This window comes from Aquipseudomonas alcaligenes (genome assembly GCF_003205495.1).
In the GTDB taxonomy this organism is placed as follows: Bacteria; Pseudomonadota; Gammaproteobacteria; order Pseudomonadales; family Pseudomonadaceae; genus Aquipseudomonas; species Aquipseudomonas alcaligenes_B.
The window spans coordinates 504,759-520,213 of sequence record NZ_QJRX01000002.1 but is presented as its reverse complement, the minus strand read 5'-3'; the positions used below and the strand labels follow the sequence as shown (position 1 = coordinate 520,213).

Sequence of the window (15,455 nt, the reverse complement as noted above, 5' to 3'; positions counted from 1 at the left end):
GAAGTAAATCACAAGCCTTACGAGCATCACCCTAGCAACGACGGGGACTTGCAGACAGGCAAATCACTTTTCAGCACATCGCAGAAGCCGGCTAGAACGCTATCAGAGCGTGGACAGGAACGCGCTGCCCGCCGCCTGCCACTGGGCGATATCAAGACGAATTCGTTTCTTATCCAGCTTGCCCACACTGGTTTTGGGAATATCGGTAACAAGCGCGATCTGGCTGGGTATCGCCCACTTGTTGATGTGGCCCAGCTCGACGAAGGGGATGAGATGCTCCTTCAGCCCCTTGGCATCCAGCGCCTGCCCCTCGCGCAGCACCAGCAGGGCGAAGGGACGCTCGCCCCATTGCGGATCGGGGACCCCTACCACCGCCACCTCGCGCACGGCCGGATGGCGGCTGATCAGGTCTTCCAGTTCCAGCGACGACAGCCATTCGCCACCGGTCTTGATCACATCCTTGATGCGGTCGCGGATGTCGATGAAACCGAAATCATCCAGGGTTGCCACGTCACCGGTGTGCAGCCAGCCGTGCTCCCACAGTTCGGCGCTCTTCTGCGGCTCGTTGAAGTAGCCCATTGTCAGCCAGGGCGCGCGCAGCACCAGCTCGCCCTGGGTTTCGCCATCGGCGGGTAGCAGCTGACCGTCCGCCCCCATGAGCGCGGCCTCCACCAGCGGCACCGGCACACCGGCCTTGATCCGGTAGGTGACGCGCTCGTCCTCGCTGCCGGCCTTGAGTTCTTCATTGATATGCGCGCAGGAGATCAGCGGGCAGGTCTCGGACATGCCATAGGCCGCCGTCAGCTGGATGCCGCGGGCCTTGGCCGCCTCGTAGAGGGCGCGATTCAGCGCGCTGCCGCCGATGATCACCTTGAGCCCGGCGAAGTCATAGCCTTGAGCGCTGGGCGCGTTGAGCATCATCTGCAGGATGGTCGGCACGCAGTGCGAGAAGGTCACCTTCTCCTCGCGAATCAGCCGGCACAGCATGTCCGGCTCGTAGCGACCAGGATAGACCTGCTTGATGCCGAGCATGGTGGCCACGTAGGGGATGCCCCAGGCGTGCACGTGGAACATCGGCGTGATCGGCATGTATACGTCGTCGGTACCGAGCAGGCGCACGCTGTCCAGGCTACCCAGCACGCTGGCCTCGGCCAGGGTATGCAGCACCAGCTGGCGGTGGGTGAAGTACACGCCCTTGGGGTTGCCGGTGGTGCCGGTGGTGTAGAAGGTGGTGGCCACCGAGTTCTCGTCGAAGTCCTGGAAGTCATACTTCGTGCTGGCGGCGGCCAGCAGGCTCTCGTACTCGCCGACCAGATTGGGCAGCTCGGCGCTCTTCTCGGCGCCATCAGTGAGCAGGATGGTCTTCTCCACCGTGGTCAGCTGGGCTTCGATGCCCTTGTACAGCGGCACGAACTCGCTGTTGACCAGGACGAATTTGTCCACGGCGTGATTCATGGTGTAGAGGATCTGGTCGGCGGACAGGCGGATGTTGATGGTGTGCAGCACCGCGCCGATCATCGGAATGGCGAACATGCACTCCAGGTAGCGGTGGCTGTCCCAGTCCATCACCGCCACGGTATCGCCGGCCTTGACCCCGGCCGCGCTCAGCACGTTGGCCAGGCGCGCCACGCGCTCGTTGAAGGTGGCGTAGCTGTAGCGCAGCTGGTCGCGGTAGACGATCTCGCGGGTCTTCTCGTAACGGCTGCCGGAGAGCAGCAAGCGCTTGATCAGCAGCGGAGCCTGGTTGGCATTGGCGGCTGGCGGGATGACTCGGGTCTGCAGCATGTCGGTAACCTGTACTTGGAGTTATTCTTCGGCGCCAATCTAGAACCGCTCTGCCTCCGACTTAATCCACCCAAAGAATGATTTTTCCGGTGACTCTTTGGCCATTACCGGTCACGCAGTAGAATCGACTTGTCCCTGCCGTTCCGGCTTCACTCTTCAGAGGTAATACCGATGTCCGATATCGTCATCGTCAGCGGCGCCCGCACCCCCATGGGTGGCTTCCAGGGCAGCCTGTCCAGCGTGCCTGCCGTGGAGCTTGGCGCCATCGCCATCCGCGAGGCCGTGGCCCGTGCCGGTATCCAGCCCGCCGATGTGCAGGAAGTGATCATGGGCTGCGTACTGCCCGCCGGCCTCAAGCAGGGCCCGGCCCGCCAGGCCTCGCTGGGCGCCGGCCTGCCGGCGGCCACCGGCTGCACCACGATCAACAAGCTGTGCGGCTCCGGCATGAAGGCCGTGATGCAGGCCTTCGACGCGCTCAAGGCCGGCAGCAACGAGGTGATGGTCGCCGGCGGTATGGAAAGCATGTCCAACGCGCCCTACATCGTCGAGAAGGCCCGCACCGGCCTGCGCATGGGCCATGGCGAGATCAAGGACCACATGTTCTTCGACGGCCTGGAAGACGCCCGCACCGGCCGCCTGATGGGCTCCTTCGCCCAGGAGACCGCCGACAAGTACGGCATCACCCGCGAGGAGATGGACGCCTACGCCATCGAATCGCTGAAGCGCGCCCAGGCCGCCATCCAGAGCGGCGAGCTGGCCAGCGAGATCGTCCCGGTCACCGTCACCAGCCGCAAGGGCGAGGTGGTGGTGAAGGATGACGAACAACCGCTGACCGCCAACCTGGACAAGATTCCGACCCTCAAGCCGGCGTTCAAGAAGGACGGCACCATCACCGCCGCCAACGCCAGCTCGATCTCCGACGGCGCCAGCGCCCTGGTGCTGATGACCGCCGAGGAAGCCGACAAGCGTGGCCTCAAGCCGCTGGCGAAGATCGTCGCCCACGCCACCCAGAGCCAGGACCCGAGCGAGTTCACCATCGCGCCGATCGGCGCCATGAGCAACCTGTTCAAGAAGACCGGCTGGAGCAAGGACGACGTCGACCTGTACGAGATCAACGAGGCCTTCGCCATGGTCACCATGCTGGCCATGCGCGAGCACGGCCTGGATCACGCCAAGGTCAACGTCTATGGCGGCGCCTGCGCCCAGGGTCACCCGGTCGGCTCCACCGGCTCGCGCCTGATCGTCACCCTGATCAACGCCCTGCAGAAGAAGGGCGGCAAGCGCGGCGTGGCGTCGCTGTGCATCGGTGGCGGCGAAGCGACCGCCGTGGCCATCGAGCTGCTTTAAGCACTGCGCAACGAAAAAGCCCCGCCTAGGCGGGGCTTTTTCATGGGCGACTCTTTATCGAAGCTCGGTAAAGGCCAGCTTGACGCCCAGCCCCACCAGCACCGCGCCCATCAGCCGGTCGAACCAGTGGCCCAAGCGGGCGAAGCCGGCGCGCACCCGGCGCTGGCTGAACAGCAGTGCCACCAGGCAGAACCACAGCGCCGTGGCGAAGGCCAGGTAGACGCCGTAGCCGGCCTGCACCGCCAGCGGCGTGTGCGGGTTGATCACCACGGTGAACAGCGAGAGGAAGAACAGCGTGGCCTTGGGGTTCAAGCCGTTGGTGACGAAACCGGTCAAGAATGCCGCGCGCGGCGAACGCTCGATGCCATCGCCGGCCACTTCCAGGCTGCCCGGCGCCGCCGGCTTGGCGCGCAGGGCCTTGATGCCGATGTAGAACAGGTAGGCTGCGGCCAGCCACTTCAGCGCGTTGAACAGCACGATGGACTGCGACACGATCAGGCCGATGCCGAGCAGCGAGTAGGCCACATGCACGAAGATGCCGGTGCCGACCCCGACTGCCGTCCAGGTGCCGGCGCGCCGACCATGGGCCACGCTCTCGCGCACGACGATGGCAAAATCCGGCCCCGGGCTGGCCACGGCCAGCAGGTGGATCAGCGCCACGGTGAGAAATTCCGCCCAGTACATAGCACCTCCAGAGGATGGGAATCTGGCAACCTTACGCCAGTCCATTGACCCGAAACAGGTACAGCTGATGAGCAACTGCGCCCGCGCCGTCTTCCTCGACCACGCCTCCCTCGACCTCGGCGATCTCGACCTGGCGCCGCTGCGCCAGGTCTTCGGCGAGCTGGCCCTGCACCCCGCAACGACCGGCGAACAGGTCGTCGAACGCCTGCAGGGCGCCGAGGTGGCAATCAGCAACAAGGTGCGCCTGGACGCCGCCGCCCTAGACAACTGCCCCGAGCTCAAGCTGATCCTGGTCTCCGCCACCGGCACCAACAACATCGACCTGGCCGCCGCCCGCGAGCGTGGCATCACGGTAGCCAACTGCCAGGGCTACGGCACCGCCTCGGTGGCCCAGCACGCGCTGATGCTGCTGCTCGCCCTGGCCACCCGCCTGCCCGACTACCAGGCGGCGGTCCGCGCCGGCGCCTGGCAGCGCGCCAGCCAGTTCTGCCTGCTCGACTTCCCGATCATCGAGCTGGAGGGCAAGACCCTCGGCATCCTCGGCCATGGCGAGCTGGGCGGCGCCTTTGCCCGCCTCGCCGAGGCCCTGGGGATGCGCGTGCTGTATGGCGCCCTGCCCGGCCGACCTAGCCGCGCCGACCGCCTGCCGCTCGCTGAGTTGCTGCCGCAGGTCGATGCCCTCAGCCTGCACTGCCCGCTGACCGAGCAGACCCGCCACCTGATCGGCGCCGCCGAACTGGCGCTGATGAAGCCGCACGCCCTGCTGCTCAACACCGCCCGTGGCGGCCTGGTCGACGAGCAGGCGCTGGCCGACGCCCTGCGCACCGGCCACCTGGGCGGCGCAGCGTTCGACGTGCTCAGCGAGGAGCCACCACGCCACGGCAACCCGCTGCTGGCCACCGACATCCCGCGCCTGATCATCACCCCGCACAACGCTTGGGGCAGTCGTGAGGCGCGCCAGCGCATCGTCGGGCAACTGGCGGAGAACGCCACGGCCTTCTTCGCCGGCGCTCCCATGCGGGTGGTCAACGGGTAAACTACGCGCCCTTTTGCTAGCCCGGAGATCGCCATGGACCCACGAAGCGAGGTGCTGCTGCGCCAGGCAGAGCTGTTCCAGGGCGATCTCCTGCTGGCCGGCCTGCCGGCCGACGACCTGCTCGGCCAGCTGCCGCGCGCCCATGGCTGGAGCTGGCATGCCGGCGAGCAGAATGCGCTGGAGGCGCGCTTCAGCGGGCGCAGCCGGTTCGGCACTCGGGCTCCCGATGCGGCGTTCGATAGCGCCGTGCTGTTCCTGCCCAAGTCGCGCGAACTCACCGACTACCTGCTGCAGGCCCTGGCCGCGCGCCTGGCCGGCGGCGAGCTGTACCTGGTCGGCGAGAAGCGCGGCGGCATCGAGCGCGCCGCCAAGCAGCTGGCCGCCTATGGCAAGCCGCGCAAGCTGGACAGCGCCAGGCACTGCCAGCTGTGGCAGGTGATGGTGGACTACGCGCCGCCAGCACCCGACCTGCAGGCCCTGGCGCAGCGCTTCGAGCTGCCCCTGGCCGACGGCCCGCTGCAGGTCATCAGCCTGCCCGGGGTGTTCAGCCACGGCCGCCTGGATCGCGGCAGCGCCCTGCTGCTGGAGCAGCTGGACGGCCTGCCGCAGGGCCATCTGCTCGACTTCGGCTGCGGCGCCGGGGTGCTCGGCGCCGTGCTCAAGCGCCGCTATCCGCAGAGCCGGCTCACGCTGCTCGATGTCGACGCCTTCGCCGTCGAGAGCAGCCGCCTGACCCTGGCCGCCAACGGCCTGGAGGCCGAGGTGATCGCCGGCGACGGCATCGACGCAGCGCCCACGGGCCTGGCCGCCATCGTCAGCAATCCGCCCTTCCATACGGGCGTGCACACCGACTACCAGGCCAGCGAGCAGCTGCTGCGCCAGGCAAGCCGCCATCTGGACAAGGGCGGCGAGCTGCGCCTGGTGGCCAACAGCTTCCTCAAATACCCGCCGCTGATCGAGCAGCATCTGGGCCCCTGCCAGACCCTCAAGGATGCCGAGGGCTTTCGCATCTACCGCGCCATTCGGCGCTGAGGCTTGCCGCATGCTGTCGGTTTGGGCAGAATGCGCCCCGTCCTAGGGGAGTAGTCTCCCGTGAGCGCCAGCTCACCCGGCATGCGTCAACACACTTGCTCCGCAGAGCATGGCGCATGCGACCCAAGGCCCGCGCGGCCTGGGGTTTGACAAGACCTATGACACGCACACCTCAACCCGGGGCGGGGAGGTAGTACGTGTCATAGCACAGTCAAACCCGCCCCTTAGGAACGCCTGATGCTGGAATCCCTGCTGGTCCCCACCGGAATCGTCGCCCTCGCCGAAATCGGCGACAAGACGCAACTGCTCGCCCTGCTCCTCGCCGCCCGCTTCCGCCGCCCCTGGCCGATCATCTGGGGCATAGTGCTCGCCACCCTGGCCAACCACTTCGCCGCCGGTGCCGTGGGCAACTGGGTCGCCGGCTTCTTCTCGGCCACCACCCTGAGCTGGATACTCGCCGCCTGCTTCGCCGCCGTGGCGGTATGGACGCTGATTCCGGACAAGCTGGACGAAGACGAGGAGTCCCACCTCAAGCGTTTCGGCCCCTTCCTCACCACCCTGATCGCCTTCTTCCTGGCCGAGATGGGCGACAAGACCCAGGTCGCCACCGTGATGCTGGCCGCTCAGTACCCGCATTTCGTCATGGTGGTACTGGGCACGACCCTGGGCATGCTGATCGCCAACGTGCCGGTGGTACTGGCCAGCCACTTCGCCGCCGATCGTCTGCCACTGACGCTCATTCGTCGCCTCGCCGCCCTGGCCTTCGCCGCCCTGGCACTCTACGCAGCCGCTCAGGCGCTGGGGCTGGCCGGCGGGCTGTGACCGCAGGCCGCGCGGCAGTCGAAACGCGCGACTACAGCGGCAGCGGATTTGGCTGGTAATCTGTGCAAGGGATTGCGCAGTACCAACCGAAGGAGCAGTAGATGTCACAGGAAGAGATGAAGAAACGCGTGCGCCAGCACATCGATCTGACTTGGAACAAGGGCCGCCTGGCCCTGGCCGAGCAGATGCACAGCCCCGATTTCCTCTACAAGAGTTCGTTCATCGGCCGCCCGCTGAGCAGCTCGGCCTTCGTGCAGATGGTGCAGGACATCCGCAGCGCCATGCCGGACATGGAGGTGGTGGTCGAGGAGTGCATCGCCGAAGGCTACAAGGTGGTGACCTGGAGCACGCTGATCGGCACCATCGAGAAGCCGGCCCTGGGCTATCCGCCCAGCGACAAGGTGCTGAGCATCTCCGCCATGGCCTTCTGGACCCTGACACCCTCGGGCGACATCCGCGAGATCTGCACCATGTTCGACATGGAAAGCTTCCGCGCCCAGCTCGGCCTGGAAACCCGCCCCTTCGCCGAGAAGGCCCTGCCCTGACACGACAACGGCGCCCGAGGGCGCCGTTATTCGTTACTGCCTGGCCTGCTCGTAGAGCGGCATCACCCTGGGGATGGCCGCCCGCAACGCCTCGATGCGACTGCCCGATGACGGATGGGTGCTCATGAACTCCGGCGGGGCGCCGCCGCCGGCACGGCTCATCTTCTGCCACAGGCTGATCGCCGCATTCGGGTCATAGCCGGCACGCGCCGACAGCTCCAGGCCGATGATGTCCGCCTCGTTCTCGTTGGCACGGCTGTTGGGCAGCATCATGCCGTATTGCACCGCCGCGTCGGCCAGGGCGGTACCGCCCTCCCCCAGCCCCAGCAGGGCGCCAGCCCCCTGCTTGGCCAGCTCGATGCCATAGGCCTTGGACATCGCCTCGCGGCTGTGCTCGCGCAGGGCATGGGCGATCTCGTGGCCCATCACCGCGGCGATCTCGGCATCGGTCAGCTGCAGTTTCTCGATCAGGCCGCTGTAGACGATGATCTTGCCGCCCGGGCCGCAGTTGGCGTTGAGTTCGGGACTGTCGATCAGGTTGACTTGCCAGTCCCACTGCGCGGCGTCGGCCCGGAACACCGGGGCCTGGGCGATCAGGCGCCTGGCAATGGCATCGACCCGCCGCGCGTTCTTGCTGCTCTTGTCCAGCACGCCCTGGCTGGCGGCCTGGCTGAGGGTCTGCTGGTACGACTGGGCGTACATCTGGTTGACTTCCTGGGTGGACAACATGCTGAACATGTACTGCTTGCGCTCCACCCCCACCGCGCCGCCGCTGGTGGTATTCACGGCCTGACAGGCCGCCAGCAGGGAAAGGCTGGCCAGGGCGGTCAGGCGAAACAGGCTGTGCATAGCAATCCTCCGGATAAACAGGCGCCGTATGCTAGGGCGCCGCTGCTGGCGGGGCAATGCTCCCGCTTGCACTATGACCGGCGAGCATCTTTGCTAGTTGCAAGAGCACTCATGCTTTTGTGGTGGCCAGCCGATAAGCCAGGGACAGGTGTAACCCGATGATGTGGAGTCCCTATGCGATTCAAGTCCATCCAGTTCTCCGTGGCCTTCCTGGCCGGAGCCAGCATTCTGGCCGTGGTCGTGGCACTGGTGCTGTATGCCGTGTTCGCCGGGGCACGCACCCAGGATCTGGTGCAGGAGCGCACCCAGAGCCTGCTGCAGGGCACCATCAACCAGCGCCTAATGGCCCTGGCGGAAGCCCAGGTCGGTAGCCTGCAACGCCAGTTCGAGGCGCCCATGCTGCTGGCCAAGTCGATCGCCACGCTGAACAGCCGCCTCGGCCAGAGCCTGCCCGATGGCACGGTACTGGGCATGAGTCGCGAAGAGCTGTCGGCACTGCTCGGCGAATACCTCAAGGACAACCCCGACCTGATCGACCTGTACATCGGCTGGGAAGCCAACGCCTTTGACCAGGATGACGACCTCTACGCCGGGCAGAAGGACAACGGCTACGATGCGACCGGCCGCTTCATGCCCTGGTGGTACCGCGACGGCGGCCAACTCAAGCGCGAGCCGCTGACCATCGAGCAGATGGAGAGCCAGGAGCGCCAGCCGACCGGCGTGCGCACCGGCGAGTACTACCTGTGCCCCAAGGAAACCGGCAAGCCCTGCGTGATCGACCCGGCCGCCTATGACTTCGGTGGCAAGCAGGTGCTGGTCGCCTCCTTCAACGCGCCGATCATGGTCGACGGCCAGTTCAAGGGCATAGTCGGCAACGACCTGGCCCTGAACTTCATCCAGGACCTGCTCAACCAGGCCAAGCAGGGCCTCTATTCCGGCGCGGGCGAACTGGCGCTGATCTCCGCCAACGGCAACCTGATCGCCGCCACCAAGGACGCCAGCCTGATCACCCAGCCCGCCGAGAAGGCGCTGGATGCCGAGCTGCTGCAGCAGCTCAAGCAGAGCAGCAGCGACGCGCCCATCCTCAAGCTGAACGAGGAGCGCGAGCAGATCCAGCTGCTGCTGCCCTTCCGCGTGGCCGGTACCGAAACCCGCTGGACCCTGGCCATCGAACTGCCCACCGCGGCGGTGCTGGCCGAGCTGCGCCAGCTGCAGGGCGAGCTGGCAACCCAGGCCAACGAGGATACCTTCGGCATGGCCCTGGTCGGCCTGCTGGTAGCAGCACTGGGCCTGCTGGTGATCTGGTTCGTCGGCTACGGCATCGCCCGCCCACTGAAACAGATGGTCGGCATGCTCGACGACATCGCCAAGGGTGACGGCGACCTCACCGTACGCCTGCAGGTGGACCGCGCCGACGAGTTGGGACAGATCGCCGGCGGCTTCAACACCTTCCTCAACAAGCTGCAGAACATGATCCGCGACGTGGTCACCTCGGTACAGAAGGTCAGCGACTCCTCCGAACACACCGCCGACATCGCCATCCGCACCAACCAGGGCGTGCAACGGCAGATGGCGGAGATCGACCAGGTCGCTACCGCCGTGCACGAGATGACCGCCACCGCCCAGGACGTGGCGCGCAACGCCACCCAGGCGGCCGAGGCGGCCAGCCACGCCGACCGCTCGGCCAACGACGGCAAGCGCATCGTCGAGGGCACCGCCAAGGCCATTTCCGCCCTGGCCGGCGAGATCGGCCGCGCCGTGGGTGTGGTGCAGACCCTGGCCAAGGACAGCGAGAACATCAATGCCATCCTGGTGGCGATCCGCGGCATCGCCGAGCAGACCAACCTGCTCGCCCTCAACGCCGCCATCGAGGCCGCGCGGGCCGGCGAGCAGGGCCGCGGCTTCGCCGTGGTGGCCGACGAGGTGCGCAACCTGGCACAGAAGACCCAGCAGGCCACCGAGGAAATCCAGAGCATGATCCAGCAGCTGCAGCACGGCACCCGCGAAGTGGTGAACGTGATGGAGCAGAGCCAGGCACGCACCGACGACAGCGTGCAGCAGGCAGAGGCCGCGGCCAGTGCACTGGAGAACATCACCCAGGCGGTGTCGGTGATCAACGACATGAACACCCAGATTGCCAGCGCCGCCGAGGAACAGAGCGCGGTGGCCGAGGACATCAACCGCAACGTCACCAACATCGGCCAGGTGGCCGCCGAGGTGGCCGGTGGCGCCGACGAAGCCAGCCAGGCCAGTGCCGAGCTGACCAAGCTGGCTGAGCAGCAGCGGCGGCTGATCAATCAGTTCAGGGTGTAATCCGCCGGCGGGGCGCACTGCCCCGCCACCTTCAGTGCTTGTGCGCCCAGCGCTGGCGCAGCCATTCCAGGTCTTCCGGGCGGGTGATCTTCAAGTTGTCCGCCCGTCCCTCTACCAGCTTCGGCGCCTGACCGGCCCACTCCAGGGCCGAGGCCTCGTCGGTGATGGCCGCGCCGGCCACCAGGGCATCGGCCAGAGCATGGTGCAGGGCGGCGAAGCGGAACATCTGCGGCGTGTAGGCCTGCCAGATCAGACTGCGATCCACCGTCTCGGCGACCCGACCATCGGCGCCGACACGCTTGAGGGTATCGCGCGCCGGCACCGCGAGCAGGCCACCGACCGGGTCGTCGGCCAGCTCGGCCAGCAGCAGGTCGAGATCACTGCGCGCCAGGTTGGGCCGCGCCGCGTCGTGCACCAGCACCCAGTCATCCGGCTGCGCACCCAGCTCAAGCAGACACAGCAGGCCGGCCAGCACCGAATCGGCTCGCTCGGCGCCACCTTCGGCGCGCAGGATGCGCGGATCGCGGGCACAGGGCAGCGCCGCCCAGAAGGGGTCGTCCGCCGCCAGGCTGAGTACCAGGCCCTTGAGGCGCGGATGATCGAGAAAACAGTCGAGGGTGTGTTCAAGGATGGTCCGCCCGGCCAGCTGCAGGTACTGCTTGGGACGGTCGGCGCGCATGCGCGAGCCGATGCCGGCGGCGGGAATCACCACCCAGAAGGCGGGAAGTTCGTGCTGGTTCATTCGGCCAGCTGATAGAGGGTCTCGCCCTCTTTGACCATGCCCAACTCGTGGCGAGCACGCTCCTCCACGGTCTCCATGCCTTTCTTCAGCTCCAGCACCTCGGCTTCGAGGATGCGGTTGCGCTCGAGCAGGCGCTCGTTCTCACCCTTCTGCTCATCGATCTCGCGCTGCAGCTCGGCGACCTGAGCCAGGCTGCCCTCGCCCACCCACAGACGGTACTGCAGGCCGGCCAGGACCAGCACGAGCGCAACGAACAGCCAGTAAGGCGCTTTGTTAGACATGGGGACACGAGTATCCATACAAAAAGGGCAGCTTGCGCTGCCCTTTTACCATTCCCGGCTTAGCCGCGGAACTCAGAACGGCCGCGGTACGGCGCCTTTCCGCCCAGCTGCTCTTCGATACGCAGCAGCTGGTTGTACTTGGACACGCGATCGGAACGGCACAGGGAGCCGGTCTTGATCTGGCCAGCGGCGGTGCCGACGGCGAGGTCGGCGATGGTGCTGTCCTCGGTCTCGCCACTGCGGTGCGAGATCACTGCGGTGAAACCGGCGGCCTTGGCCATCTGGATGGCTTCCAGGGTCTCGGTCAGCGAGCCGATCTGGTTGAACTTGATCAGGATCGAGTTGCCGATCTTCTCTTCGATGCCGCGCTTGAGGATCTTGGTGTTGGTGACGAACAGGTCGTCGCCGACCAGTTGGACCTTCTCGCCGATCTTGTCGGTCAGGACTTTCCAGCCAGCCCAGTCGGACTCGTCCATGCCGTCTTCGATGGAGATGATCGGGTAGCGCTGGGTCAGGCCGGCCAGGTAGTCGGCGAAGCCTTCGGCGTTGAATACCTTGCCTTCGCCGGCCAGGTCGTACTGACCGTCCTTGAAGAACTCGGAGGAAGCGCAGTCCAGAGCCAGAGTGATGTCGGTGCCCAGCTTGTAGCCGGCGTTGGCCACGGCCTCGGCGATGGCGGCCAGGGCGTCTTCGTTGGAAGCCAGGTTCGGCGCGAAGCCGCCCTCGTCACCCACGGCGGTGTTCAGGCCACGGGCCTTCAGCACGGCCTTCAGGTGATGGAAGATCTCGGCGCCCATGCGCAGGGCGTCAGCAAAGTTCTTGGCGCCAACCGGCTGGACCATGAACTCCTGGATATCGACGTTGTTGTCGGCGTGCTCGCCGCCGTTGATGATGTTCATCATCGGCACCGGCATGGAGTAGACGCCCGGGGTGCCGTTGAGGTCGGCGATGTGCGCATACAGCGGCACGCCCTTGGCCTGGGCAGCGGCCTTAGCGGCGGCTAGGGACACGGCGAGGATGGCGTTGGCGCCCAGCTTGGCCTTGTTCTCGGTACCGTCCAGCTCGATCATAGCGCGGTCCAGAGCCTTCTGATCGGCCGCGTCCTTGCCCAGCAGCAGGTCGCGGATCGGGCCGTTGATGTTGGCCACGGCCTTCAGCACGCCCTTGCCCAGGTAGCGGCTCTTGTCGCCATCACGCAGTTCCAGCGCTTCGCGCGAACCGGTGGAGGCACCGGACGGCGCGCAGGCGCTGCCGATGATGCCGCCTTCGAGGATCACATCGGCTTCTACGGTGGGGTTGCCACGGGAGTCGAGAACCTCACGGCCTTTGATGTCGACAATTTTTGCCATCGCGTATAGCACTCCAAATGTTTACGTAAGGGTACGGCCAACGGGCGCGCACTTTACCGGAGAATTGCCGAATCAGGCAGTCTCGATCGGCGGGAAACTCTTCACCAGGTCATCCAGCTGCTTGAGCTGGGTGAGGAAGGGCTCCAGTTTGTTCAGGCGCAGCGCACAGGGGCCGTCGCACTTGGCGTTGTCCGGGTCCGGATGGGCCTCGAGGAACAGACCGGCCAGGCCCTGGCTCATGCCGGCCTTGGCCAGGTCGGTGACCTGGGCACGGCGACCGCCGGCGGAGTCGGCGCGCCCGCCCGGCATCTGCAGGGCGTGGGTGACGTCGAAGAACACCGGGTACTCGAAGGACTTCATGATGCCGAAGCCGAGCATGTCCACCACCAGATTGTTGTAACCGAAGGAGGAGCCGCGCTCGCAGAGGATCAGCTGGTCGTTGCCGGCCTCCTCGCACTTCTTGAGGATGTGCTTCATCTCCTGCGGGGCAAGGAACTGGGCCTTCTTGATATTGATCACGGCGCCGGTCTTGGCCATGGCCACCACCAGATCGGTCTGCCGCGAGAGGAAGGCCGGCAGCTGAATGATGTCGCAGACCTCGCCCACCGGGGCGGCCTGGTAGGGCTCGTGCACATCGGTGATCACCGGCACGCCGAAGGTCTTCTTCACTTCCTCGAAGATCTTCATGCCCTCTTCCAGGCCCGGGCCGCGGAAGGAGGTGATGGAGGAACGGTTGGCCTTGTCGAAGCTGGCCTTGAACACGTAGGGGATGCCGAGTTTCTCGGTCACCCGCACGTACTCCTCGCAGGCCTGCATGGCCAGGTCGCGCGATTCCAGCACGTTGATGCCGCCGAACAGGACGAACGGCTTGTCGTTGGCGATCTCGATGCCGCCGACCTTGATGATCTTCTGAGCCATGATCCTGTCCTTATGCCTTGCCGGCTTGTTTCAGCGCGGCCTTGACGAAGCCGCTGAACAGCGGGTGACCATCGCGCGGGGTGGAGGTGAATTCCGGGTGGAACTGGCAGGCGACGAACCACGGATGACCCGGGGCCTCGACCACCTCGACCAGGGCGCCGTCAGCGGAACGCCCGCTGACCTTGAGCCCGGCGGCTTCCAGCTGCGGCAGCAGGTTGTTGTTCACCTCGTAGCGATGGCGGTGGCGCTCGACGATCACATCCTTGCCATAGCACTCGCGCACGGTGGAGCCGGCCATCAGCTGGCAGTCCTGGGCGCCCAGGCGCATGGTGCCACCCAGGTCGGAGCTGTCGCTGCGCACCTCGACGCTACCGGCGGCGTCCTGCCATTCGGTGATCAGGCCGACCACCGGGTGGCTGCTGGTCTGGGTGAACTCGGTGGAGTTGGCGTCGCTCCAGCCCAGCACGTTGCGGGCGTATTCGATGACCGCCACCTGCATGCCCAGGCAGATGCCCAGGTAGGGAATCTTGTTCTCGCGGGCGTACTGCACGGCCTTGATCTTGCCTTCCACGCCACGCAGGCCGAAGCCGCCCGGCACCAGGATGGCGTCGACACCCTCCAGCTTGGCGGTGCCTTCGTTCTCGATCTCCTCGGAGTCGATGTAGCGCAGGTTGACCTTGGTGCGGTTCTGGATGCCGGCGTGCCCCATCGCCTCGATCAGCGACTTGTAGGCGTCCAGCAGCTCCATGTACTTGCCGACCATGGCGATGGTGACTTCCTTCTCCGGATGCAGCTTGGCGTCAACCACGCGATCCCACTCGGAGAGGTCGGCCGGCTGACACTGCAGGCCGAAGCGCTCGACGACGATGTCGTCCAGGCCCTGGGCATGCAGCACCGAGGGAATGCGATAGATGGTGTCGACGTCTTCCAGGGCGATGACCGCGCGCTCTTCGACGTTGGTAAACAGGGCGATCTTGCGCCGCGAAGCCAGGTCGATCTCGTGGTCGGAGCGGCAGATCAGCACGTCCGGCTGCACGCCGATGGAGCGCAGTTCCTTGACCGAGTGCTGGGTCGGCTTGGTCTTGGTCTCGCCGGCGGTAGCGATGTACGGCACCAGGGTCAGGTGCATGAACATGGCGCGCTTGGCGCCCAGTTCCACGCGCAGCTGGCGGGCCGCCTCGAGGAACGGCTGGGACTCGATGTCACCCACGGTGCCGCCGACCTCGACCATGGCCACGTCGGCGTCGCCGGCGCCCTTGATCACGCGACGCTTGATCTCGTCGGTGATGTGCGGGATCACCTGGATGGTGGCACCCAGGTAGTCGCCACGGCGCTCCTTGCGCAGCACGTGCTCGTAGACGCGGCCGGTGGTGAAGTTGTTGTCCTGGGTCATGGTGGTGCGGATGAACCGCTCGTAGTGGCCCAGGTCCAGGTCGGTCTCGGCGCCGTCGTGGGTGACGAACACCTCACCGTGCTGGAACGGGCTCATGGTGCCCGGGTCGACGTTGATGTAGGGGTCCAGCTTGAGCATGGTGACCTTCAGGCCACGCGCCTCCAGGATGGCCGCCAAGGAAGCCGAGGCGATGCCTTTCCCCAATGAAGAAACAACACCGCCCGTGACGAAGATGTAGCGCGTCATGAAAAATCCTAGAAGTCTGCGTTCAAGCGGTCAGCGCCGCCGGGGTAAGAGCGCAGGAAGGCCGTGGCCAACCTGAAATAAGCAATGCACTGCGGGTTCCGAGGGAGCCCACA

Annotated in this window: 14 protein-coding genes and 1 riboswitch; of the genes, 6 read left to right on the top strand and 8 right to left on the bottom strand. The window is 66.1% G+C overall.

The window, feature by feature from the left end:
- Positions 1-102 precede the first annotated feature (102 nt).
- A complete protein-coding gene (locus DMO17_RS05155) occupies positions 103-1,785 on the bottom strand; it encodes a fatty acid--CoA ligase (RefSeq protein WP_110681329.1) in 1,683 nt (560 codons plus the stop codon).
- Positions 1,786-1,956: 171 nt separating this feature from the next.
- Here DMO17_RS05155 and DMO17_RS05150 point away from each other — a divergent pair, with 171 nt between their 5' ends.
- Complete coding sequence (locus tag DMO17_RS05150; RefSeq protein WP_110681327.1) at positions 1,957-3,132, top strand: thiolase family protein; 1,176 nt, start codon at positions 1,957-1,959, stop codon at positions 3,130-3,132.
- Positions 3,133-3,186: 54 nt separating this feature from the next.
- On the opposite strand, the gene DMO17_RS05145 is transcribed toward DMO17_RS05150, so the two are convergent.
- Positions 3,187-3,816, bottom strand: a complete 630-nt coding sequence (locus DMO17_RS05145) for a LysE family translocator (protein WP_110681325.1) — start codon at positions 3,814-3,816, stop codon at positions 3,187-3,189.
- Positions 3,817-3,883: 67 nt separating this feature from the next.
- On the opposite strand from DMO17_RS05145, the gene DMO17_RS05140 reads away from it, so the two are divergent.
- From DMO17_RS05140 to DMO17_RS05125, 4 genes are all read left to right on the top strand, one after another.
- Positions 3,884-4,852 (top strand): 2-hydroxyacid dehydrogenase, encoded by a 969-nt coding sequence (locus DMO17_RS05140; protein ID WP_110681323.1) that lies wholly within the window; start codon positions 3,884-3,886, stop codon positions 4,850-4,852.
- A gap of 33 nt (positions 4,853-4,885) precedes the next feature.
- Complete coding sequence (locus tag DMO17_RS05135; protein WP_110681321.1) at positions 4,886-5,884, top strand: class I SAM-dependent methyltransferase; 999 nt, start codon at positions 4,886-4,888, stop codon at positions 5,882-5,884.
- Positions 5,885-5,917: 33 nt separating this feature from the next.
- Positions 5,918-6,032, top strand: a riboswitch (yybP-ykoY riboswitch).
- Between the two features lie 89 nt (positions 6,033-6,121).
- Positions 6,122-6,706, top strand: coding sequence for a TMEM165/GDT1 family protein (locus DMO17_RS05130; RefSeq protein WP_110681319.1), 585 nt, complete (start codon positions 6,122-6,124; stop codon positions 6,704-6,706).
- 101 nt (positions 6,707-6,807) lie between these two features.
- Positions 6,808-7,251 carry an ester cyclase gene (locus DMO17_RS05125; RefSeq protein ID WP_110681317.1) on the top strand — a complete coding sequence of 148 codons (444 nt, stop codon included), beginning with the start codon at positions 6,808-6,810 and terminating at the stop codon, positions 7,249-7,251.
- A gap of 33 nt (positions 7,252-7,284) precedes the next feature.
- On the opposite strand, the gene DMO17_RS05120 is transcribed toward DMO17_RS05125, so the two are convergent.
- Complete coding sequence (locus DMO17_RS05120) at positions 7,285-8,100, bottom strand: M48 family metallopeptidase (RefSeq protein WP_110681315.1); 816 nt, start codon at positions 8,098-8,100, stop codon at positions 7,285-7,287.
- A 174-nt stretch (positions 8,101-8,274) separates the two neighbouring features.
- Between DMO17_RS05120 and DMO17_RS20185 the strand changes: the two genes are divergently transcribed.
- Entirely contained in the window at positions 8,275-10,413 is a 2,139-nt protein-coding gene (locus DMO17_RS20185) for a methyl-accepting chemotaxis protein (protein ID WP_110681313.1), read from the top strand.
- A gap of 31 nt (positions 10,414-10,444) precedes the next feature.
- On the opposite strand, the gene ispD is transcribed toward DMO17_RS20185, so the two are convergent.
- The 5 genes from ispD to DMO17_RS05090 all read right to left on the bottom strand — a co-directional run bounded on the left by ispD (position 10,445) and on the right by DMO17_RS05090 (position 15,342).
- Positions 10,445-11,155, bottom strand: coding sequence for a 2-C-methyl-D-erythritol 4-phosphate cytidylyltransferase (ispD, locus tag DMO17_RS05110; protein WP_110681311.1), 711 nt, complete (start codon positions 11,153-11,155; stop codon positions 10,445-10,447).
- The gene (locus DMO17_RS05105) at positions 11,152-11,436 is read right to left on the bottom strand and encodes a septum formation initiator family protein (RefSeq protein WP_110681309.1); all 285 of its coding nucleotides are present in this window, start codon (positions 11,434-11,436) and stop codon (positions 11,152-11,154) included. Before DMO17_RS05105 ends, ispD begins: the two co-directional genes overlap by 4 nt.
- Before the next feature lie 59 nt (positions 11,437-11,495).
- Positions 11,496-12,785 (bottom strand): phosphopyruvate hydratase, encoded by a 1,290-nt coding sequence (eno, locus tag DMO17_RS05100; protein WP_110681307.1) that lies wholly within the window; start codon positions 12,783-12,785, stop codon positions 11,496-11,498.
- A gap of 72 nt (positions 12,786-12,857) precedes the next feature.
- Positions 12,858-13,703, bottom strand: coding sequence for a 3-deoxy-8-phosphooctulonate synthase (gene kdsA, locus DMO17_RS05095; RefSeq protein ID WP_110681305.1), 846 nt, complete (start codon positions 13,701-13,703; stop codon positions 12,858-12,860).
- A 10-nt stretch (positions 13,704-13,713) separates the two neighbouring features.
- A complete protein-coding gene (locus DMO17_RS05090) occupies positions 13,714-15,342 on the bottom strand; it encodes a CTP synthase (protein ID WP_110681303.1) in 1,629 nt (542 codons plus the stop codon).
- Between the last annotated feature and the right edge of the window lie 113 nt (positions 15,343-15,455).

What these genes read in the sequence shown, in the direction of transcription:
- DMO17_RS05155 (WP_110681329.1), bottom strand. Translation starts at nt 1,785, where the DNA reads ATGCTGCAGACCCGAGTCATCCCGCCAGCCGCCAATGCCAACCAGGCT.
- DMO17_RS05150 (WP_110681327.1), top strand. Translation starts at nt 1,957, where the DNA reads ATGTCCGATATCGTCATCGTCAGCGGCGCCCGCACCCCCATGGGTGGC.
- DMO17_RS05145 (WP_110681325.1), bottom strand. Translation starts at nt 3,816, where the DNA reads ATGTACTGGGCGGAATTTCTCACCGTGGCGCTGATCCACCTGCTGGCC.
- DMO17_RS05140 (WP_110681323.1), top strand. Translation starts at nt 3,884, where the DNA reads ATGAGCAACTGCGCCCGCGCCGTCTTCCTCGACCACGCCTCCCTCGAC.
- DMO17_RS05135 (WP_110681321.1), top strand. Translation starts at nt 4,886, where the DNA reads ATGGACCCACGAAGCGAGGTGCTGCTGCGCCAGGCAGAGCTGTTCCAG.
- DMO17_RS05130 (WP_110681319.1), top strand. Translation starts at nt 6,122, where the DNA reads ATGCTGGAATCCCTGCTGGTCCCCACCGGAATCGTCGCCCTCGCCGAA.
- DMO17_RS05125 (WP_110681317.1), top strand. Translation starts at nt 6,808, where the DNA reads ATGTCACAGGAAGAGATGAAGAAACGCGTGCGCCAGCACATCGATCTG.
- DMO17_RS05120 (WP_110681315.1), bottom strand. Translation starts at nt 8,100, where the DNA reads ATGCACAGCCTGTTTCGCCTGACCGCCCTGGCCAGCCTTTCCCTGCTG.
- DMO17_RS20185 (WP_110681313.1), top strand. Translation starts at nt 8,275, where the DNA reads ATGCGATTCAAGTCCATCCAGTTCTCCGTGGCCTTCCTGGCCGGAGCC.
- ispD (WP_110681311.1), bottom strand. Translation starts at nt 11,155, where the DNA reads ATGAACCAGCACGAACTTCCCGCCTTCTGGGTGGTGATTCCCGCCGCC.
- DMO17_RS05105 (WP_110681309.1), bottom strand. Translation starts at nt 11,436, where the DNA reads ATGTCTAACAAAGCGCCTTACTGGCTGTTCGTTGCGCTCGTGCTGGTC.
- eno (WP_110681307.1), bottom strand. Translation starts at nt 12,785, where the DNA reads ATGGCAAAAATTGTCGACATCAAAGGCCGTGAGGTTCTCGACTCCCGT.
- kdsA (WP_110681305.1), bottom strand. Translation starts at nt 13,703, where the DNA reads ATGGCTCAGAAGATCATCAAGGTCGGCGGCATCGAGATCGCCAACGAC.
- DMO17_RS05090 (WP_110681303.1), bottom strand. Translation starts at nt 15,342, where the DNA reads ATGACGCGCTACATCTTCGTCACGGGCGGTGTTGTTTCTTCATTGGGG.